The 20,720-nt window shown below is 63.9% G+C and carries 19 protein-coding genes and 1 pseudogene; 8 read left to right on the plus strand and 12 right to left on the minus strand.

Annotated features, from left to right (window positions below):
- The 4 genes and pseudogenes from B4E36_RS23200 to B4E36_RS23215 all read right to left on the minus strand — a co-directional run.
- Positions 1 to 471 (minus strand): annotated as a pseudogene (locus B4E36_RS23200) (ABC transporter permease); the annotation flags it as partial.
- Positions 468 to 1,457 carry an ABC transporter permease gene (locus B4E36_RS23205; protein ID WP_292058699.1) on the minus strand — a complete coding sequence of 330 codons (990 nt, stop codon included), beginning with the start codon at positions 1,455 to 1,457 and terminating at the stop codon, positions 468 to 470. The gene B4E36_RS23205 and the pseudogene B4E36_RS23200, both read right to left, overlap by 4 nt.
- A 34-nt stretch (positions 1,458 to 1,491) precedes the next feature.
- A complete protein-coding gene (locus tag B4E36_RS23210; protein WP_292058700.1) occupies positions 1,492 to 3,600 on the minus strand; it encodes a family 10 glycosylhydrolase in 2,109 nt (702 codons plus the stop codon).
- A 197-nt stretch (positions 3,601 to 3,797) separates the two neighbouring features.
- A complete protein-coding gene (locus B4E36_RS23215; RefSeq protein ID WP_292058701.1) occupies positions 3,798 to 5,723 on the minus strand; it encodes an ABC transporter substrate-binding protein in 1,926 nt (641 codons plus the stop codon).
- A gap of 160 nt (positions 5,724 to 5,883) precedes the next feature.
- On the opposite strand from B4E36_RS23215, the gene B4E36_RS23220 reads away from it, so the two are divergent.
- Complete coding sequence (locus B4E36_RS23220) at positions 5,884 to 6,858, plus strand: LacI family DNA-binding transcriptional regulator (RefSeq protein WP_292058702.1); 975 nt, start codon at positions 5,884 to 5,886, stop codon at positions 6,856 to 6,858.
- Between the two features lie 85 nt (positions 6,859 to 6,943).
- Here B4E36_RS23220 and B4E36_RS23225 read toward each other — a convergent pair whose 3' ends face one another.
- From B4E36_RS23225 to B4E36_RS23240, 4 genes are read right to left on the minus strand one after another with little or no spacing between them, the layout of a single operon-like run.
- Positions 6,944 to 7,783 carry an alpha/beta hydrolase gene (locus B4E36_RS23225; protein WP_345900867.1) on the minus strand — a complete coding sequence of 280 codons (840 nt, stop codon included), beginning with the start codon at positions 7,781 to 7,783 and terminating at the stop codon, positions 6,944 to 6,946.
- A 14-nt stretch (positions 7,784 to 7,797) separates the two neighbouring features.
- Positions 7,798 to 9,264, minus strand: a complete 1,467-nt coding sequence (locus tag B4E36_RS23230) for an NAD-dependent succinate-semialdehyde dehydrogenase (protein ID WP_345900868.1) — start codon at positions 9,262 to 9,264, stop codon at positions 7,798 to 7,800.
- A gap of 12 nt (positions 9,265 to 9,276) precedes the next feature.
- Positions 9,277 to 10,482, minus strand: a complete 1,206-nt coding sequence (locus B4E36_RS23235) for an iron-containing alcohol dehydrogenase (RefSeq protein ID WP_345900869.1) — start codon at positions 10,480 to 10,482, stop codon at positions 9,277 to 9,279.
- 21 nt (positions 10,483 to 10,503) lie between these two features.
- The gene (locus B4E36_RS23240; protein ID WP_414673823.1) at positions 10,504 to 11,508 is read right to left on the minus strand and encodes an Ldh family oxidoreductase; all 1,005 of its coding nucleotides are present in this window, start codon (positions 11,506 to 11,508) and stop codon (positions 10,504 to 10,506) included.
- A 106-nt stretch (positions 11,509 to 11,614) separates the two neighbouring features.
- Between B4E36_RS23240 and B4E36_RS23245 the strand changes: the two genes are divergently transcribed.
- From B4E36_RS23245 to B4E36_RS23265, 5 genes are all read left to right on the plus strand, one after another.
- Positions 11,615 to 12,301 carry a GntR family transcriptional regulator gene (locus B4E36_RS23245; protein ID WP_292058707.1) on the plus strand — a complete coding sequence of 229 codons (687 nt, stop codon included), beginning with the start codon at positions 11,615 to 11,617 and terminating at the stop codon, positions 12,299 to 12,301.
- Entirely contained in the window at positions 12,298 to 13,857 is a 1,560-nt protein-coding gene (locus B4E36_RS23250; protein ID WP_292058708.1) for a sugar ABC transporter ATP-binding protein, read from the plus strand. The genes B4E36_RS23245 and B4E36_RS23250 overlap by 4 nt, the downstream gene beginning before the upstream one ends.
- The gene (locus tag B4E36_RS23255; RefSeq protein ID WP_292058710.1) at positions 13,854 to 14,849 is read left to right on the plus strand and encodes an ABC transporter permease; all 996 of its coding nucleotides are present in this window, start codon (positions 13,854 to 13,856) and stop codon (positions 14,847 to 14,849) included. The genes B4E36_RS23250 and B4E36_RS23255 overlap by 4 nt, the downstream gene beginning before the upstream one ends.
- A 39-nt stretch (positions 14,850 to 14,888) precedes the next feature.
- Positions 14,889 to 15,854: a substrate-binding domain-containing protein gene (locus B4E36_RS23260; protein WP_292058712.1), complete on the plus strand. Its 966-nt coding sequence runs from the start codon at positions 14,889 to 14,891 to the stop codon at positions 15,852 to 15,854.
- Positions 15,855 to 15,921: 67 nt separating this feature from the next.
- On the plus strand, positions 15,922 to 16,515 hold the full coding sequence (locus B4E36_RS23265) for a DJ-1/PfpI family protein (RefSeq protein WP_292058714.1): 594 nt from the start codon (positions 15,922 to 15,924) through the stop codon (positions 16,513 to 16,515).
- A gap of 79 nt (positions 16,516 to 16,594) precedes the next feature.
- On the opposite strand, the gene B4E36_RS23270 is transcribed toward B4E36_RS23265, so the two are convergent.
- A complete protein-coding gene (locus B4E36_RS23270) occupies positions 16,595 to 17,185 on the minus strand; it encodes a TetR/AcrR family transcriptional regulator (protein WP_292058715.1) in 591 nt (196 codons plus the stop codon).
- 136 nt (positions 17,186 to 17,321) lie between these two features.
- Between B4E36_RS23270 and B4E36_RS23275 the strand changes: the two genes are divergently transcribed.
- The gene (locus tag B4E36_RS23275; RefSeq protein WP_292058717.1) at positions 17,322 to 17,723 is read left to right on the plus strand and encodes a RidA family protein; all 402 of its coding nucleotides are present in this window, start codon (positions 17,322 to 17,324) and stop codon (positions 17,721 to 17,723) included.
- A gap of 72 nt (positions 17,724 to 17,795) precedes the next feature.
- Here B4E36_RS23275 and B4E36_RS23280 read toward each other — a convergent pair whose 3' ends face one another.
- Positions 17,796 to 18,527, minus strand: coding sequence for a class I SAM-dependent methyltransferase (locus B4E36_RS23280; RefSeq protein ID WP_292058719.1), 732 nt, complete (start codon positions 18,525 to 18,527; stop codon positions 17,796 to 17,798).
- 94 nt (positions 18,528 to 18,621) lie between these two features.
- Here B4E36_RS23280 and B4E36_RS23285 point away from each other — a divergent pair, with 94 nt between their 5' ends.
- Positions 18,622 to 19,038 (plus strand): Rrf2 family transcriptional regulator, encoded by a 417-nt coding sequence (locus B4E36_RS23285; RefSeq protein WP_292058721.1) that lies wholly within the window; start codon positions 18,622 to 18,624, stop codon positions 19,036 to 19,038.
- A 33-nt stretch (positions 19,039 to 19,071) separates the two neighbouring features.
- Here the strand turns inward: B4E36_RS23285 and B4E36_RS23290 are convergent, their stop codons facing one another.
- Positions 19,072 to 20,046 carry an NAD-dependent epimerase/dehydratase family protein gene (locus B4E36_RS23290; RefSeq protein ID WP_292058722.1) on the minus strand — a complete coding sequence of 325 codons (975 nt, stop codon included), beginning with the start codon at positions 20,044 to 20,046 and terminating at the stop codon, positions 19,072 to 19,074.
- Complete coding sequence (locus tag B4E36_RS23295; protein ID WP_345900871.1) at positions 20,039 to 20,611, minus strand: TetR/AcrR family transcriptional regulator; 573 nt, start codon at positions 20,609 to 20,611, stop codon at positions 20,039 to 20,041. The genes B4E36_RS23290 and B4E36_RS23295 overlap by 8 nt, the downstream gene beginning before the upstream one ends.
- Between the last annotated feature and the right edge of the window lie 109 nt (positions 20,612 to 20,720).

Here is a 20,720-nt window from a genome sequence, read left to right on the forward strand (position 1 = left end):
ATCGGAGGGGAAAAGCCCCCACATCTTGTATTCCGGCCCGCGCACGAAAAAGCCGATCGGCACCACCTTGCTGTCATCGACGACGAAGGAGCGACGCAACGACGCCTGGTCCACGGTCACGCTGTAGCCCTTCACATGCGGCAGGAATTTCCTCTCACCGTTCTCGTCCTCGACGAAAAAGGAGATCGTCTGCGGCGGGGCGTAGGAATATTGCGGCCGGGCCGCCTGCGCCAGGTTTGGCGCGAGGAACTCGGCGAAGATGCCGATCAGGTAAAGGCTCAGAATGACGATCCCGGCGACGATCGCAAGCCTGTCCTTGGCGAATTTGTGCCAGATCAGCGTCCACTGGCCGGCCGCTGCGTCGGTCTCGCTGGTGACGCCCTTTTTCAGCGGGGTGATCGCGGGACGATCGAGCCCATGGTGGTGCGTCGGCTCATGCAGCGCGGTTTCCTGGAAAATGTTGTCGCTCATTGGTCAAACCTTATCCGGGGATCGAGCATGGCGAGCAGGATGTCGGAAACCAGCATGCCGATCAGCGTGAGAACGCCCATCAGGAGAATGAAGGAACCGGCGAGATACATGTCCTGCGAGATCAGCGCGCGCAAAAGCAGCGGCCCGGCGGTCGGCAGGTTGAGCACGATCGCGGTGATGGTGACGCCCGAGATCAGGTTGGGCAGCACCCAGCCGATCGCCGAGACGAAGGGGTTGAGCGCGATCCGCACCGGATATTTGAGCAGCGCCTTGGTTGGATGCAGGCCCTTGGCGCGGGCGGTGACGTAATACGGCTTGTTGAGCTCGTCCGTCAGGTTGGCGCGTAGTATCCGGATCAACGAGGCGGTGCCCGCCGTGCCGATCACCACGACCGGGATCCACAGATGCGCCAGAAGGTCGACAAGCTTGCCCCAAGACCATTCCGCATGGGCATATTCCGGCGAAAACAGACCGCCGACGCTCTGGCCCATCACCTTGTAGGAGAAATACATCAGCGTCAGCGCCAGGATGAAGTTCGGGATGGCAAGGCCGAGGAAGCCAAAGAAGGTGAAGACGTGGTCGCCGAGCGAATGGCGCTTGACCGCCGAATAGATGCCGATCGGCAGCGATACCGCCCAGACGAACAGTAGCGAGGCGACCGAGACGGCCAGCGTCGCGCCCATGCGCTCCCAGATCAGCTCGCTGACCGGCCGTTTCCACTCGAAGGACTGGCCGAAATCGCCATGCAGCAGAATGCCGGAAATCCATTTGTAGTACTGGACGTAGATCGGGTCGTCGAAGCCGTAGATTTCCCTTAAGCGCGCGATTTCCGTCGGATCGAAGGCCTGGCCGCTGTCACTCATCGAGGCGATCAGCGAGGTGACATAGTCGCCCGGGGGCAACTGGATGATGACGAAGGCGATGATGGAAATGCCGAACAGGGTCGGGATCATGTATATGATCCGCATGATGATATAGCGCAGCATCAGGGTCCTCCCGTCCTTACGGTTTCAGACACTATCATGACCAGCGGACCTCGACCGTTTCCAAGAGTTCGATTTCGGGAACATCGACCTCCACCGTGTCGCCCGTTGTCCGGTATTCGGCCGTCTTGCCGGCGATCAGCAGTTGCGCGTCCCTGACGGACCGGCCCTCGGGGATCGCGATCGAGACCGTGTGCGGGCCAACGGGGTAGATCGACCGTGTCGGCCCCTTGAACATCATCGGATTGGTGAGGTTGAAAAGCAGAACGGCGAGCGTGTCGCCGCTCTCGCGCACCGCGATATCCAGCACCGAGTGCCCGGAGACGCTGACGCGCGGCGTGCCGCCCATCGCCCAGCGCACGGCATTTTCGATCAGCCGCTGGTGGTCGGCGGCGAGCACCTGCCAGAAGATGCCGCCGATATTCCACGGGACATAGACCGTCCGGCCGCCAGCATCGGTTTCGCGGGTGACGACCGCGGCGCCGCGCGGCTCCTCTCGCGGATAGACTTCCTCCATCGGCAGGTCAGGGAAGTCCGGAATGCTGACAAACGGCGTCTGGGCGCCTTCAACGGTTTCGACCTCTGCAAGCTTTGTACCGCCGATGATCCGCCCCGCGCCCTCATAGCCCTGATTGACCGGATGGTCGCCGGAAAGGACGATGTAGCTGTTCTTGACCGGCTCGCGCGCAAGCGCTGTCCGCTTCACGCCAAAAACATCGCCAAGCGCGAATGCATTACGCGCATTGCCGCTTTCATCGCGCATCGCCGTTTCATGGGCGGCGATCAGGCTGCCGCCGCGCGCGGCATAGTCGCGCAGAAGCGCGCATTGAGCATCGGACAGGTTGGAGGCATTGGCGAGAATGACCAGCTTGAAACGATCCAGGCTTTCCGCCGTCATCGCCTCGTCGGAGAGGAATTCAAAGGGCAGCTTCGCCTCGATCAGCGCGTGGTAAAAGCCGAGGTCATCGCCCTCGGCCTGACGGCGCTCGTCGCGCGCCCAGTTCTTCAGCGTCGTTGTCGGGTCGATGAGCGCGATTTCGGCGGTCGGCGTGGTTGCCCCGAGCATCGACTGGAGCTTTTCGTGCTTTTCGAAACCGGCGGCGACCGGGGCGACCCAGCGCTCGTCCGGCACCACGCCGTTGAATTTCGTGAACCAGGGCAGCATGCCGTGGGTGACGCCATTCGCGATCCAGCTTTCGATTTCCGCCCCGGTGGTGACGGAATCCTTCCAGCGATATTCCTCCTCCGGCCCGATCGAGGTGATCAGCACCACGGGGCGGTCGCGGAAGGTGGCGCGCATGCGCTTGGCGTTGCGACCGGCCAGCCAGATCGGCTCCAGCCCGCGCCGGCCCTGATGGTCGACGACCAGGAAGGGGCAGTGCTTCTCGATCAGGCCGATGTCGAATTCCATCAGCGATTCACCGCCCATATTGGGGATGAAGCTGGCATGCGGGCGGATCGCCTTGACGTCATTGTCCCAGGCGATGACCATGCGGGTCAGCACGTCGCGGCGCCAGCCCGACCATGCCCGCCACGCCGGATCGTTGACGTCGCTGGTCATCGGCAGGTCGAAGCCGGTGGCGCCCTTGAAGCGGGTCTTGCAGCTCTCGCAATAGCACACGCCATGACCCTGCCAGCGATTGGCGAAGATCGCGTCGATATCGTAGTCGCGGGTGATTTCCTTCACGACCTGCGGCATGAACTTGTTGTTGTAATCGCCATAGGCGCAGGTGACCCAGACATCGGGGAAAGCCCAGTGGCGGCGGGGATTGCCGTCCCTGTCGACGGCGATCCAGTCGGGATGGGCATCGGCGGCATCCTGATGAATGGCGTGCGGATCGACCCGGGCCATGACATGCATGCCGAGCGATCGCGCGCCATCGACGAGGCGGCCGAACGGATCGGTGTCGCCGAGATATTTGCTGACATAATGCAGCGGAACCCTGGACGGGTAAAAGCCGATATAGCCGCCGGCGGACAAGCAGACCGCGTTGGAACGGGTGCGTTGGAACACATCGATCCAGAAGTCCGGATCGAACTTGACCGGGTCGTTCTCGACCAGCGTGAGCTGGGTCCAGCGGGTGGCGGTCCTGTACCAGTCCGGCGTTCTGAGATTGGCGGCTGCGATCGGGTCGATGGGCTTCATGTGTCGGGTTCCGCTGGAGCGCGTCCAGGAAAAGTGGATACCGGTTTTCCGTCCGGACGCGCGTAAAAACAAAAAGATGGAGCATTGCCGGTGATCCGGTTTTCGCCGGAATGCTCCAGGTAAAGCGGGGCTGGTGCCGGCCCGCGGAGGAACGGGCCGGCCCTTGGTCGGTCGAAGGTGACAGAGGTTTCTGCCGATCAGTTCTTGAAGAACTGCTCCGGCGCCGACGGTCCGGGCGTCGGCCAGCCGAACGAGTTCGGCATGACCGGCATGGTGTTGACCATGTCGTTCTTGATCACGCCGTAACCATCCGGCGGCAGGCTGACGCCGAAGACGAGGAACTGGTCGGCGGCGTTGTTCAGGAGTTCCAGCATGATCTCGTGCTGCTTGTCCTGATCGCCGGTGGCCAGCAGTTTCTTGTAGAGTTCCTGCTGCGCCTTCACATCGTCCGGCGGCTCGATGGCGGCATCATTGTCCGGCTGGTTGAAGTGCAGCGCCCAACCCTGGGCATAGAGCGCATTGGTGTTGAACGGCACGAAGTAGCGCGGATCGAGCATCGCCGCGACGCCGCTGTTTGCGCCGAACTGGTGGGCCGTGGCGTCAAACTCGCGGCCATGGCGGACGCGGGTTTCCCAGAGCGAGCGGTCCATGGTGCGGATCTGCGCGTCGATACCGACATCGCGGAAGTTGGGAATGGCAAGCTGGAACATGTCGAGGAAGGTGGTGCGCACCTGATCGATCTCGAAGATGATCGTCACGCGCCGGCCTTCGGAATCAAGCCGGAAGCCTTCGCTGTCCTTGTTGGGCAGGATCTCGTCCAGGATCGCATTCGCCCTTTCCGGATCGTATTCCGTGTATTGCTTGGCGAGCCGCTCGACATAAAGCGGATCGCCTTCCACGATCGAAGGCTGGGCCGGCGCGCCCTGTCCGACGAAAACCGCCTCGATCATCGACTGGCGATCAATGGCGTGAGACAGAGCCACGCGGAAATCGCGGTTGTTGTAGAGCGCGTTCTTGACCGGATCGGTGTGGTTCAGGTTAAGCTGGAACACCATCACATTGGCGGCGGTTTCCTTCAGCGTGTAGAAATGGAAGTCGCCGCTCTCCTGCGCATCGTAGAGCACCGGCTTGTTGGCGGGCGTCGCGATATACTGGTCCATCATGTCGATCTCGCCCTGAAGCGTTTTCAGGAGAAGCACTTCCGGGTCGCCGACCATCTGGTAATTGATCTGGTCGAAATAGGGCAGTTGCGTGCCTTCGGTGTCGACCTTCCAGTAATAGGGGTTGCGCACGGCGACGGCCCGTTCGGTGTCCTCGCCGGGGGCGATCGTGAATTTCCAGGCATTCAGCGTCGGACGGTTGGAATTCTGGAAGAAGTCATTGTCCTGCTGCACGCCGCATTCGCGCTGGAACAACGCCACCCAGCTTTCATAGCCGCGCTCCTTGGCGAGTGCGTTGGCATCCGGATTGTATTTGATGTGGAACTGCTTGAGGTAGTGCTTGGGCGTACGGGTGATCTGGTCCTGCTGCGCCCAGGCGAGCTGCTGGGCGAAGAAACCGTTCGGCTGCGCGAACTTGACCTTGAAGGTCTGGTCGTCGACCACTTCCAGTTCGGCAACCGAGCCGTCGGTCGAATACCAGAAGGCCTGATCGCCGATGGTCAGTTCCGGGTTCTGGAACACATCCTCATACCAGAACTTCACATCCTCGGTGGTATAGGGCTCGCCGTCCGACCATTTCATGCCCTTGCGCAGCGTGAAGGTATATTCGGTGGAATCCTCGTTGACCTCGAAGGATTCGGCGACATTGGGCGTGACGCCGGACCAGTCGGGCGTGAAACGCACCATCGGCTCATAGCCCTGATAGCGCACCAGCATGGACAGCGACCCGCCGCCGACCAGCGCATGGTTCCATATGCCGCCCTGCGTGCCCGGCTGATCGCGGGGCGTGATCACCAGCGGGTTTTCCGGCAAACGTTCGGCAAGCGGGGGAAGATCGCCGGCCTGAACCGCTTCTTCCAGATTGGGCGACTTGTATTCCATTTCGGCCCAGGCGGGCAGCGCCAGCAGAGCGGCAAACGCCGTCCCTGCCGCGAGAAAAGCTCTGCGGCTCAAATTCCTCATGGATTTTCCTCCTACTGTCGATGCTCCGTTATCCTTCATCGACTAACAACTAGCTTGAAATAGAAGTTTTGTTATGTAAAGCGTTAGGTTCAGGTTTTTTTGAACCGTGGCATCGCTCGCCCTTTCGGGCCATAATGCCGCATGAATGTGAGGAGCCGCCGTGTCGCGCGTAACGATCCAGACCATTGCCGATGAGACCGGTCTTTCGAAATTCGCGGTGTCGCGCGCGCTTTCGGGCAAGAGCGGCGTCAGCGAGGCCACGCGGCTGAAGGTGAACGAGACGGCCGTGCGCCTGGGCTACCGCAAGACCGCGTCCACCAGCCGCGTGCTCGGCGTCGTCTTCGATGACAACGATATCACCAACACCGAACTCCATATGCAGATCCAGAACGGCGTCCAGCGCGAGGCCCAGTTGCTGGGATATGCCTTGCGCATCCGCAGCACGCGCAACGGCATGGAGCTTGATGCGCTGGCGGAGGAGTGCAGCGGCCTGCTGATCGTCGGCCTGCATGACGAGGAAAACCTCAGACGGCTGCACAATTCCGGCATTCCGATCGTGCGCAACAGCTGGCTGGAGCCGCTGGAGCCGGTCGATCAGGTGGGCGCGACCGACCATGAGGCCGGCTCCGCGGTCGGCCGCTTTCTTCTGGACCTCGGCCATCGCACGATCGTCTATATCCATGGCGACCCGCGCTTTCGCGGGCGCATGGAGCGGCTTTACGGCTTGCGGGAGGTCTGCGAGCGCGCGCCGGATGTCGTCCTCCACGATCTCATTCTCGAGGAGGGCCGCGATTTCGGCGAGGCCTTTGCGCGGCTGATCACGGACATCGAAAGGCCGACGGCCTTCTTCTGCGCCCATGACGGGCTTGCGCTGGCGGTGATTTCCGAACTGCTCGCCCGCGGCTACCGCATACCGCGCGATGCCTCCGTCGTCGGCTTCGGCGATTACTCGGCTGCCCAGCAGATCTCGCCGCAGATGACGACGGTGAAGGTGCCGGGCGTCGATATCGGCAGGATGGCGACGCGCGTGCTGCACCAGCGCATCACCAATCAGGATTTCCCCGCCTGCCCGCTCCGCCTCCACGTGCCGTGCCAGATCATAGAACGCCAATCGACGGGCCCGGCGCCGAGGTGAGTGCCCTCAACCGCATGATCCGAGCGCCGCGAAACGGCGTCTGGTCTTCACGCCCTCGAGACCAATGTCATCGCGGAGGAACGCTTCATGATGCCGCCACCAGGGCAGAAAGCCTTTGGCCGAGCGCTGCCTGCGGGTCGGAAAGGTCGAAGACGATCGAAAGGTGATTGGCGCCGGGCTCCGTCCTGAGCTCCGCCTGCTGCCCATCGCGGGTAAGCAGGGCATTAAGGGCAACCGCCTGGTCCTGGAAAGGCGCGGTCTCATGTTCCCCGCGCGTGATGATCCGCAGCGGGCCCGGCATGTGCCGGGCGGCGAGCGGCGACCATGCCTGCGCCTCATCCGCGCGCATTCCAGCCTCGTCCTTCAGAAAGGAGCCGGGAATGTCGGAAAGATCGTATATGCCGCTGACCAGAAGCATGCCGCGCAGCTTCGGAACGTCCGGCCGCAGGTTGTCGCCGGGGGCCCTGCAGGCAAGCAGCGATGCCAGATGGGCGCCGGCGGAATGGCCGCTGACGGTGAAGCGCTCCGGGTCCGCGCCAATCTCAGGCGCAAGATCCACGAGGCGTCGGGCGGCCGTGCGCACTTGCGCCACGATTTCGGCCAGCCGGGTCTCCGGCATCAGATCGTAGCCGACCAGCGCCGCGATCCCGCCCGCCGCGACCACAGGTGCTGCGACGAGCGTATGCGTCTCCTTGCTGCCCGCGCGCCAGTAGCCCCCGTGAATGAACATGTGCAGCGGCGCGCCGGGAGCGGGCTCCGGCGGAAAGACGAGGTCGAAGCTCTGCCGGGGCGTTTCCCCATAACGCACATTCCGCTCGACGCGCGACCGGCCGGCGAAGGCGCGGCTGCGCGCCTCCGTCTCGGCCATGATCGCGTCGAAGTCGGGGATGAAATCCCGGTTGCGATAGAGGTCGCGCTCCGCCATGGTTGTCTCCCCTCTCAAAACTCGACAGCGAAATATTTGGGCTCCATGAACTCAAGGATGCCGGTAACGCCGCCTTCGCGCCCGAGGCCGCTCTGCTTGGTGCCGCCGAACGGCGCAGCCGGGTCTGACATCAATCCGCGATTGATGCCGACCATCCCGGTATCGATCCCGCGCCCGACGCGCATCGCCCGCATGACATCGCCCGAATAGACATAGGCCGCAAGTCCGTATTCGGTATCGTTTGCCAGACGCACGGCCTCCTCCTCGGTCTCGAAGCGGTAAACGGCGGCGACGGGACCGAAAATCTCCTCCTGCGCCAGCGCCGCGTCGGTCGGCACGTCGACCAGCACCGTCGGCGGATAATAGTATCCGCTTTCGCCTGCAGGCTCGCCTCCGGTTGTCGCCCTGGCGCCGCGGGCTTTCGCCTCCGACACCAGCCGGTCGATCTTCTCCACCGCCTTGGTGGTGATCATCGGGCCGCACTGGACATCCGGATCATAACCCCGGCCCAGTTTCAGCGCCGCCATCCTCCTGGTCAACCCTTCCACGAAAGCGTCGTGAATGCCGGATTGCACGTAGAACCGGTTGGCGGCGGTGCAGGCCTCGCCGCCATTGCGCATCTTGGCGACCATCGCGCCGTCGAGCGCGGCATCGATATCGGCATCGTCAAACACCAGGAACGGGGCATTGCCGCCCAGCTCCATCGAGCAGCTCACCACCGTCTTCGCCGCCTCGGCCAGAAGCGTGCGCCCGACGCCGGTCGATCCGGTGAACGACAGTTTGCGCACCCGCTTGTCGGCGAGCATGGCCGCCGTCACGGGGCCGGGCTTCGAGGTCGTCAGCACGTTGACGACGCCGGGCGGGACGCCGGCCTCTTCGCCGAGCCGGGCCATGGCGTAGGCAGTCAGCGGCGTTTCGGAGGCGGGCTTCAGGATCACGGTGCATCCGGCGGCCAGCGCCGGGCCGATCTTGCGCGTCGCCATCGCGGCCGGGAAATTCCATGGGGTGATGAGCACGGCAATCCCAATCGGCTCGTGATCCACGAGGATATTGTGCGCGCCGGAGGGCGTGTGGCGGAATTCGCCGCCGACCCGCGTCGCCTCTTCGGCATACCAGCGGAAGAACTCGGCGGCATAGGCCACCTCCCCACGCGCATCCGGGAGCGCCTTGCCATTCTCGAGCGAAATCAGCAGGGCGAGTTCCTCGGCGTGCGCGCGCATCAGCTCGAACCAGCGGCGCAGGATTTCCGAACGCTGGCGGGACGGCGTGTTGCGCCAGCTTTCAGCGGCAGCTTCGGCGGCGTCCACGGCTCGCAAGGCGTGATCGACGCCGGCATCGGCGACATCGGCAATCCTGTTTCCCGTCGAGGGGTCATGCACCGGAATAGCTCCGGCGCCGGGCGCCCAGTTCCCGCCGATGAACAGGCCCCTGGCGTGAAGAGCGGGATCGGCATAGCCGGAAAAGGCGTTATTTTGCGTCATTGGATTTCTCCCTCAATGCGTTGAAAGTGCGGTCAGCTCGCCGTGATAGGCCGCGCCGACCAGCCGCCGCATGTCCGGAAGCGGCAACGGGCGCGGATTGTTCTGGATCAGCCGGGCAATGCCGCAGGATTGCTCGGCCACCCAGTCGAGCCGGTCTTCGCCGAGCCCGAGATCGCTGAGCGTCCGGGGAATACCGATACGATCGAACAGCGCGGCGATGGCCGGGATGACCTCCGCCCGGCCTTCGAGACCGATGACCCCTGCGATCTGGTCGAGTTCGGGTCCGATCACGGGGGCGTTCCAGGCCATCACATACGGCATCAGGCAGGCAACGCCCGCCCCGTGCGCCGTGTGGGTGAGCGCGCCGACCGGGTACTGGATCGCATGGGCCGCGGCGGTTCCGGCAACGCCGAAGGCGAGCCCGGCCGTCGTCGCCCCCAGCATCACATTGGCGCGCGCCTCGACGTTGCCCCCCTCCATGCAAGCCTTCTCGAGGCCGTTCCAGAGCAATCCGATGGCCGTCAAGGCGAAATGGTCGGAGGTCGCATTCTTGCCGACGAAGACCCGTTCCTGCGCCAGTCCCGGCACAGGATCGCGGCGAAGCGCCGTGAAGGCCTCGATGGCGTGGGTCAGGGCGTCGGCACCGGCGATGGCGGTCAGCGCGGGCGGGCAGGTCAGCGTCAGGTCCGGATCGCAGATCGAGACCGTTGGAATGATGTAGGGCGAGGAAATTCCGACCTTGAGCTGCCGTTCGGAATCCGAGAGCACCGCGACCGGCGTCGCCTCGGAGCCTGTGCCTGCCGTGGTCGGGATGGCGATCAGCGGCATCACCGGACCGGGCACCTTGAACTCGCCGTAATAGTCCTGCGGCCTTCCGCCATGGGTCAACAGCACGGCCACGCATTTGGCCATGTCGAGGCAGGACCCTCCGCCCACGCCGATCACGAGATCGGGCGCGAAGTCCCGGGCCTTGACGGCGCTGGCGGTTGCAGCTTCGACAGGCACATCCGGAAGCGCCGAACCATCGACCTCTACGGCGAGGCCCGCCGCCTCCAGTTGCGCCACCATGCGGTTGAAATCGCCATCGCCGGCCAGCCGCTCGTCTGTCACCACCAGGGCGCGCTGCCCGAGTTTCGCAGCGACCGCCCCCAGTGCTTCTCGCTGGCCCGAGCCGAAGATCAATTCTCTCGGGGCTCTGATCGTGCCGAATAGGGTCATCCTGTCTCCTTTGATTTTTCCTCAGCCTTCCGAGAGGGCCCGGATTTCTTGATGCAACGGGTCGGGCAGGTCGATGCCCTCGGCGAGCGCCCTCATCCTCCGTGCGCGCATTCCGTCGCCTGGAACAGCCACCGGTATCAAAGGGTCGGCCGGCCGGGAGGCCCGCAGGCGATCGAGGTAAGTGGCCAGCCCGGAGGGATGACCCTCGCCCGCCGCGGGGTCGATCAGAATGATGATGTCGCCCTTGTTCGCTTGTCTGGTGGCGTCCAGCGTGCCGCCCACCTCGGGCGCGAAGGCCGACCCCGCCAGCGATGCGACCAGTAGTTCCACGGCGAGACCGAGGCCGTATCCCTTGGCGTCGCCGAAGGGCGCGATCGCGCCGGTCCGCGCCGCTTCGGGATCGGTGGTGCGGCGGCCGTCCGCATCGACGACCCAGTCATCCGGTATCGGCGCGCCGGTCAGGGCGTGGTGATGGATTTTCCCCATCGAGACGCGACTGGTCGCTATGTCGAGGATAAAGGGCTCGGCGCCGGTGGGAATGCCGATGGCGATCGGATTGGTTCCCAGCATCGCTTCCGTGCCGCAATAGGGATGCACCAGCGCCTCGCTGGTGGTCATCACGATGCCGATCAATCCCCGCTCGGCCGCCGCCTCCACATAATAGGCCAGCATCCCGATGTGATTTGCGTTGCGGATCGATGCCAGCGCGATGCCCTGCTCGGGCGTCACCGCCGCAAGCCGCTCCATGGCGCGCATCATGACCACCGGGCCGAGCCCGCGCTCTCCATCGATGGTGAAAGCGCCGGAACCGGTTCTGCGCGCCTTGCCGGCCGCAGCCGGATCGGCAAGGCCGGCGCGCAGACGCGCAACCAGCCGGGGCAACCTCTGAAGGCCATGAGACGGCAGGCCGCGCAGTTCCGCTTCAATCAGAAGGTCTGCCTGGAGCCGGGCATTGGCGGGCTCGACCTTCTGCGCAAGAAGCGCCTTCTCCGCAATCTCGCGCAGATAATCGGCCGAAACCAACAAATGCCCATCCTCCCAGATCAAATCGTATATGATATTGTATTTGACATTGGATATCATATCGGGGATAAAACGAACCATGTCAAGAATGCAGGACGGGGAGGTTCAGATGGCGGTAACGACGGATCACGACCAGAAAGGCGGGTTCGCACGGCCCCTGAGCATTTCCGAAAGTGTCCACGAACAGATTTACCAACGCATCATGTCGCTGGAGATCCTGCCAGGAGCGCGAATCCCGATCGACCAGCTGGCGCGGGAGCTGAATGTCTCCCAGACCCCGGTGCGCGACGCCCTTACGCGACTGGAGCGCGAGGGACTGGTGCGCAAGGCCCATCTGATCGGCTACTCCGCCGCGCCCCAGCTGACCCCGAAAGAGTTCGACGATCTCTACAGGTTCCGGCTGATGCTCGAGCCGGAGAGCGCCCGACAGGCCTGCCTCAGGCTGACTCCGGAAAAGCTCGAGCGGCTGGAAAACGCGGCGGCCGACATGGAGAAGGGTGAGCAGCCCGTGAGCCGCAACAGCCGCTATTCCCGCTTTGCCCGGGCGGATGCGCATTTCCATGACGAGATCCTGAAGGTCGCGGACAACGAGTTCGCCCGCCAGGCGCTGACCGACAGGCACATCCACCTGCACATTTTCCGCCTGATGTTCCACAGCCGCGTGACCCAGGAAGCGCTTGAGGAGCATGAGCGCCTGCTCGCCGCATTCCGCGCCGGTGACGCGGACGCGGCCTACCACGCAATGCACGATCACATCGAGCGGTCGCGGGACCGGCTCGCGGCGGCTTTCGAATGAGCTTCGCCGTGACTGATACCGCCGTTGACGGCCCGGCGCAGGAAACGCCTGTGCTGCGCGCCGAGGACCTTTCCAAGGCCTATGGTCCGATTACGGTCTTGAGCGATGTGACGCTGGATATAAATGCGGGCGAGGTTCACGCGATCATCGGCGAGAACGGCGCCGGCAAGTCGACCCTGATGAAGCTTCTATCGGGTCACGCCGTGCCGACCGGCGGCGCGATGTCGATGGCGGGAAAGCCGGTCGCCTTCGCCAACGCCGTTCAGGCCGAGGATGCCGGCGTGGTCCTGGTGCATCAGGAAATCCTGCTCGCGCCCGATCTCACCGTGGCAGAAAACCTTTTCCTGGGGCGCGAACTGTCCCGCGGGTTTGCCGTGGATGACCGCATGATGAACCGCCGCACGGCGGACGTGCTGGCGCGCGTCGGCTCCACGGCGCGCCCCACCACGCGGGTCGGCGATCTGTCGCTCGCGCAGCGCCAGCTCGTCCAGATCGCCCGCGCCCTGCTCGACGATCGCAAGGTCGTGATCCTGGATGAGCCGACGGCGATGCTGGCCAATGACGAGGTCGACGCGCTTTTGGAGATCGTCCGGAACCTGCGCGCCCATGGCGTGGCGGTGCTCTATATCTCCCACCGGCTGGAAGAGGTCGAGGCGCTGGCCGATCGCGTCACCGTGCTGCGCGATGGCAAGATGATCGGCACCTGGCCCGCGCGGGAACTCGACCAGCGCCAGATGGCCGAATTGATGGTGGGGCGGGAGCTCTCGATGCTTTATCCGCCGAAACGGGAACCGGCGACCGCAGAACCGATTCTGAGCGTCGAGGATCTCTCCGTCGACCATGGCAGGTTCTCCGGCTCCTTCAGCGTCCGGCCGGGAGAAGTGCTCGGTATTGGCGGCATGATCGGGGCCGGCCGCACCGAACTGATCGAAGGGCTGATGGGGCTTCGACCGGCGCAGGCGCGCGCGATCTCGGCCAGCGGCACGCCCATTGCGAAGCCCGATGTCGGCTCGATGATGGCCGCGGGCGTCGTCTACCTGACCGAGGACCGCAAGGGCAAAGGCCTCCTTCTCAACGAGAGGCTGGGGCCGAACCTCACATTGCAGGCGCTCGACATGATCCTTCCCGGCCTGCGTCTCAACCGCAGGAAGGAGGCAAGCGCCGTGCGGTCGGCCGTTCAGGATTACGACATCCGGGTTCGCACGCTTTCGGTGGAGGCCGGGCAGCTTTCGGGCGGCAACCAGCAGAAGCTGCTGCTGGCCAAGGTGATGCTCGCCGACCCCTCGGTCGTCATCATAGACGAGCCGACACGGGGGATCGACATCGGCAACAAGAGCCAGATCTACCGCTTCATCGACGAACTCGTCCGGGAGGGCAAGGCCTGCATCGTCATCTCGTCCGAACTGCCGGAACTCGTCGGCCTGTCCGACCGCGTGCTGGTGATGCGTGGAGGACGCTTCGTTGCCGAGTTGACGGGCGCGGACATCACCGAGCAGAACGTCGTCTATGCCGCCGCAAGCAGCAGACATGATACCGAGGGGAGGAAACGCGCATGAGCAGCGCAGACATAACAACGCTTCCGGAAAGAGAAGGCTTCAAGATCCGCTGGAGCGATCTCGCTCCGTTCATTGCCCTGGCATTGATCGTGATGCTGGGCACGATGATCAATTCCAACTTCATGGCGACGAACAACATCCTGAACGTCATCACGCGCAGCGCCTTCATCGCCATTATCGGCGTCGGCGCGACTTTCGTGATCGCGACCGGCGGGCTGGATCTGTCCGTTGGCTCGATGCTGGCCTTCGTCGTCGGCATCATGATCATGGCCATGAATGCGCTCGTCCCTTACCTTGGCCCGTGGGCGATCCCGGCGGGCGCGCTGGTCGCGCTGGTCGTGGGTTCGCTCTGCGGGTTGCTGAACGGTCTGATCATTACCGTGGGGCGCATTGAGCCCTTCATCGTCACGCTTGGCACGATGGGGATTTTCCGGGCCTTCATCACCTACATGACCGATGGCGGCTCGCTGTCCATCGATCGCAGCCTCAGGAATGCCTACCGGCCCGTCTATTTCGGTGATTTCCTCGGCATTCCCTACCCGGTCCTGATCACCGCTGTTATCGCCCTGCTCGGCGCTTTCATCCTGTACCGGACGAAATACGGCCGCCGCGTCACCGCCGTCGGCTCGAATTCAGACGTCGCGCGGTTTTCCGGCGTGCATGTCGGCCGGATCAGGACCATGGCCTTCGTCATACAGGGCTTCTGCGTCGCCGTCGCAGCCATCTGCTACGTCCCGCGCCTTGGCGCCGCCACGCCAACCACCGGCCAGCTCTGGGAGCTTCAGGTCATCACCGCCGTCGTCATCGGCGGCACGCTTCTGCGCGGCGGCAAGGCCCATATCTGGGGCACCGTTGCCGGCGCTCTCATACTCGAGGTTATCGCCAATGTCATGGTTCTTTCGGACATGGTGTCGGAATACCTCGTGGCCGCGGTCCAGGGGGCGATCATCATCATCGCTATGCTGGCTCACCGCTTCACCAGCTCTCGCTGAAGGGGCGAGGCTCAAATCTAAACAGAGGAGGAGGAAATTATGACAATCAAGACCAGAAGCGCGGCGCTCCTGTCGGCCACAGTGGTGGCGGGAACGCTGTTCGGGCACGCCGCTATTGCCCAGGACAAGGAATTCACCATCGCAGTCTCCATACCGGCGGCCACACATGGCTGGACAGGCGGCGTGGTCTACCATGCCCAAGAGGCGGAAAAGCAGATCGAGGCCGCGTTCCCGAACATCGATGTCATCGTCTCGACGGCCTCGTCGGCGACCGCGCAGGTGTCTTCGCTCGAGGACCTGTCGGCGACGAACGAGCTCGACGCGCTTGTCATCCTGCCCTTCACGTCGGAGGAACTGACCGGGCCGGTGGAGCAGGTCGCCTCGAACGGCACCTTCATCACCGTGGTCGACCGGGGTCTTTCCGACCCGTCGATCCAGGACCTTTATGTCGCCGGCGACAACATCGCCGTTGGCGCGAACACGGCGGAGTGGCTGGTCGAGAAACTGGGCGGCGAAGGCGAGATCGTCGTGCTGCGCGGCATCCCAACCGTGATCGATGACGAACGCATCCAGGGCTTCAAGGATGTCATTGACCAGACCGACATCGAAATCCTCGATATGCAGTATGCCAACTGGAACCAGGACGAAGCCTTCACCCTGATGCAGGACTATCTGGCGCGCTATCCGAATATCGATGCGGTCTGGGCCAATGATGATGACATGCTGCTCGGCGTGATCGAGGCTGTCGATCAGGCCGGACGGGAAGACATCAAATACGCGCTTGGCGGCAACGGCATGAAACAGGTGATCGAGATGGTGCAGGCGGGCGATGAGCGCACCCCCATCTCCACCCCTTACCCGCCGTCGATGATCGCTTCGGCCATGTACATGACCGCGGCGCAGTTCGCGGGCCAGGCGCCGATGCGCGGATCGTTCAAGCTGGACGCCCCGCTGATCACGCCCGAGAACGCGGACCAGTTCTACTTCCCCGACTCCCCGTTCTGAACCGAAACACCCTGTCCGGTCGTCTTGCGGCGGCCGGACGGATCAATCCCATAATCAGGAGATCGAGATGAGCGGCAAGAAAATCCTCATGCTCACCGGCGAATTCACGGAAGAATATGAAATCTACGTCTATCAACAGGGTATGGAGGCCGTCGGCCACACGGTTCACGTCGTCTGCCCGGACAAGAACGAAGGCGACCTGATCAAGACATCGCTCCACGATTTCGAGGGCGACCAGACCTATACCGAAAAGCCCGGCCATTTCGCCGAGATCAACAAGACGTTCTCCGAGGCCGAGGCCGAGCTCGACAGCTATGACGCGGTCTATGCCGCGGGCGGCCGCGGGCCGGAATATATCCGGACCGATCCCCGCATCCAGGCGATGGTCCGGCATTTCCACGATGCCGGCAAGCCGATCTTCACGATCTGCCACGGCGTGCAGATCCTGATGGCCGTGCCGGGCGTACTCAAGGGCCGCAAGGTCGCCGGTCTCGGCGCCTGCGCCCCGGAGGTCGCGGCGGTCGGCGGGACCTATATCGACGTCGAGCCGAAAGAGGCCTATGTCGACGGCACGATGATTTCGGCCAAGGGCTGGACCGGGCTGGCCGCCTTCATGCGGGAATGCCTCAAGGTTCTCGGCACGGAAATCCGCCACAGCTGAGTGATATGGACGCAAAGCGCAGGGTCGCGGCAATGCGGCCCGCGCCGCCGGCCCTGTTCCATCCCGAAAAGAGCCGAGCTCAGTCGACGAGAAGTCCCGACGCCAGCGCGGTGAAAGCCTCGATGGCCCCGGCAAGGGTTTCCTCCGGCTTGTCGCTGGCCGACACCCAGAGCGCGGCATTGAGCGCCGCCCCGTTCAGCAATCGCGCGGCCGCCTCGACATCCACCTTTTTGACGATGCCGGCGTCAATCAGCTTGGCGAGGACCGATTTGGTCTCCTCGAGGCAGGCGCTCTGGCTTGGCCAGTGCGACGGGTCGCCGAGAAAGGCGGGCCCGTCCAGCAAGACAATGCGCTGCACCTCGAGTTCGAGCGACAGTTCGATATAGGCGACGCCCTCGGCCAGAAGCGCCTCCCACGCACCCTCCACATGCTGGCTCGCCTCCCGCGCCCGCGCCGCGATCTCGCCGTCGACCTGGGCAACCACGGCCGCCAGCAATCCCTTCTTGTCGCCGAAATTGTGGTAGAGCGCGCCGCGGGTCAGTCCCGCGGCCGCCGTCAGATCGTCCATGGATGCGGCGGCGAAACCTTTTTCCGCAAAGGCCCGCCGCGCAGCGGCAATCAGCTTGGCGCGGGTTTGTTCCATCATCTTGGATCGGGTCATCGAGGCCATATCGTGCTCCGCCTTCCAACGCCGGCGTATGCCTATTGACATACGCCGCGTATGTGTATTATTTGACATACGCTGCGTATATCATTTCACGCGCAGACTGAGAAGTCCGAAACACGTCAGCCAATGGAACCAGACAATGACCAAGCCAGAACCCGTCTTCCCCGCAAACCGGCACGCCCTTTACGAGGCGCACGGCTATTCCGCGGCCATCCGGTCGGGCGACCTGCTTTTCGTGTCGGGTCAGGTCGGCAGCCGAGCCGATGGCAGCCCGGAGCCGGATTACCGGCAACAGGTGCGGCAGGCTTTCACCAACCTGAAGGCGGTCCTGGCCTCCGCCGGATGCGGGCTTGAGGACATCGTCGACGTGACCAGCTTTCACACCGATCCCGAACGCCAGTTCGCGGACTTCATGGAGGTCAAGAACGAGATGTTTCCCGAAGCGCCCTACCCGAACTGGACCGCTGTCGGCGTCAACTGGCTTGCCGGTTTCGACGTAGAAATCAAGGTGATTGCCCGCATCCCGGAGACGGCGGCCTAGCCGCCGGGATCGCAGGCGAAATCGTAGAGCTTGATCGACGCCGCACCGGCTTTCGTGGGATCGCGGCGACCGTCAGCCGGCGATTGCGACCCAGCCGCGAAACGAGAAGGCGGCATAGAACAAGGCCGGCGCCGAAAAGCCGGCTTCCCGCAACAGCGCTTCTTCCTCGTCTGGCGCAAGGAGCGGCAAGTGCGCGAGCATCGCCTTTGCCGATGCGGCCGCGCCAACGCGACCGGCATCGGCGCGATTGGCGAAGGCGGCGGAGCGCTCCAGCCAGAGCCCGGCATTCCCGTCAGCCGCGGCGTGGTGCGCGACCACGATCACGCCGCCCGGCTTCAGGCGGCGACGGATTTCCTGCAGCGTGTGCAGGCGCGCGTCCCTGTCGAGGAAATGCAGGGTGAGCAGGCATGTCGCGCCATCGTAAGGGCCGGCCCCGGCCTGATCGACGGTCCCTTCGAGAAGCGCGATCCGCTCGGCATGGGGCGCGGTCACCCGCCGGGCGATATCCAGCATCGCTGCCGAAGGATCGACGCCATCAAACCGCCAGCCGGGCCGCGCTTCCGCCATCGCTTTCAGTTCCAGGCCGCCGCCAGCGCCGACCACGAGGATATGGGCGGCCTCGGGCGCGTGCTCGTCGAGCAGAAGGGTGGTCATGCGGTGCAGATCAGCGAGACCGGGCACCTTTCTGGGCGTATCGCTGACATAGGATGATACCGCGCCCGGATCGGTGAAGGCCTTTGCGCCTGCCGTTGGCTCTCTGGCCGCAGGCGAACCGGCTGAAAAGGAACTGTCTGTGCTGGACATCGCGGCCTCATGATATGTATCAGTTGGAGCTACATATCATCTCCGAATTCATGTACCAACAACTGATACATAAAAACCATGGAGCAAATGCAGGATGAACAAGGATACCCGCCTGTCGGATGTGCTGCATGTGCTGCTGCATATGGGCCAGGTCGACAAGCCGCTGACCTCGGCGGCGCTGGCAAAAAGCATGGGCACCAACCCGGCCGTGTTTCGCCGGACGATGGCGGGCCTGCGCGAGGCCGGCCATGTCAAATCCGGAAAGGGCCATGGCGGCGGCTGGCAACTTGCGCGGCCGCTCCACCAGATCACGCTGCTCGCCGTTTACGAGGCCCTTGGCCGGCCCACTTTGTTTGCCATCGGAAACCGCAGCGAGCATCCCGATTGCAAGGTTCAGGAGCGCGTCAACGCAGCGCTTTCAGACACGATGGAAAAGGCGGAATTGCTGTTTCTGGCGCAGTTTGCCGAGGTGACCCTCGATCAACTCATGCCGGAACGGCCCCCGCAATAATGAAAGCGCGCGGCGACTTCCGATCACGGGCGGTCACCGAAGCGCCCGCAATTCACGCAGACCTTCCTCAAACGTAACCACCGGCCGATAGCCGAGGTCGCGTTCCGCCTTTCGGATATCGAGCGTGATCTCGACCGCGCTGGTGGCATAATCCTGATAGCTCAGCGGTCCACTGAACCTGCCGCCGCTCAGGCGATGCAGCCCGTCACTGAAGCGGGCAATCATGCGGAGCGCGCCGCGCGGCACACTCCTGGTCCCGCCTTCCAGCCCCTGGGTTTCCAGCAGGCCGCTGACGGTTTCGCGAAACGGGCGGGCCGGTCCGTCGGTGACGTGGTAGATTTCGCCGCGCCCGCCACGGGCAAAGGCAAGCTCCACGGCATGGCACAGATTGGCGATATGCAGGCTGGAGGAGCGGTAGCCGCCGCCCGAAATCCAGGCGAACTTGCCGCTCTTCACGGCTTCGACCAGCATCGGAAGCGCGGTCGTATCATCGCGGCCCCAGACCATGCGCGGACGCAGGATGACGACATGCTGGCCCTGGGCGGCGGCCCGGCGGGCGATCCTCTCCGCCTCGGCCTTGCCGGCCGAATAAGCTCCGGCCGGGCGGTCCGGATAGGGAGCGGTCTCGTCGACATTGCGCAGGGGACGACCGTCCTGCAGCACGGAATCCGTGCTGATGTGAATGATCTTCCTGACCCCGGCATCCCTTGCCGCTTCCAATACCCGGCGCGTGCCATCCGGATTGACAGATGCCGCCTTTGAGCCCGTTCCATGGTCGACATTGGCCGCCGCGTGGATCAGCACATCCGCGTCGGACATCAGCGGCGCAAGCTCGGCGGTCAGCATGTCGCCCGGAACCGGACGCGCGCCCCAGGACGCGACCCGCTCGGCTGCTTCCGGGCTGCGGACAAGCCCGGTCACCGGATGGCCCCTGGAGACGAAGTGCCGCAGCAGGTTGCGGCCGACATAGCCCGACGCGCCGGTGATGAATACGTGCTCTTCAGCCATTGTCATGTCCGATGCCGTCTTTGCCAAGGCCGGCAAGGGTTTCGATGTCGCGCAGAATTTCCGCGCGTTCGGCCTCGTCCCAGTCGTGGAGTTCGAGATGCTGCTGGTATTTCAGACCCTCCAGCGCAAGCCAGGCAAGCCGGGCGGCCCGGGGATCGCGCGCTTCCGCCAGCAGTTGACGGGAAAGCGTCTTCTGGTTGCGGCGGAACTCCGCGCGCAGATCGGCATCCTGCATCAGGGCGGCGACGAGGCTCAGCACCGCGGGATTGCCCTCGGGCACGGGCGGGCTGCGCCGGGCGGCCTCGATGCGGCCCTTCAAAGGCGCATCCGCCTCGCCGGCAAACGGCGCCGCGCAGGCTTGGTTGAAGGCGTTGTCGGCCTTGATGGTGCGATCGACCAGCGCCGCGACAAGCGCGCGCTTGCTGGCATGTTCATAAAGCACAGTCGCCTTCGAGACACCCGCTTCCTTCGCCACCGCATCGACGGTCAGCACGCCGTCGCGCGCGACAACCCGCTCGACCGCATCGAGTATCTTATCCTGATCATGTTTTCTGGGACGCGCCATCGATCACCTGTTTATTTCCGACCGTTCGGAAATAAACAGGTGGGGGCGGTATGTCAATCGTCCGGATCGGGGTCGGCGGAAGCCGGTGTGAGTTCAACTCCCTTTCTGC

Origin of the sequence: Martelella sp. UBA3392 (assembly GCF_002358775.1) — a bacterium.
Lineage (GTDB): Bacteria > Pseudomonadota > Alphaproteobacteria > Rhizobiales > Rhizobiaceae > Martelella > Martelella mediterranea.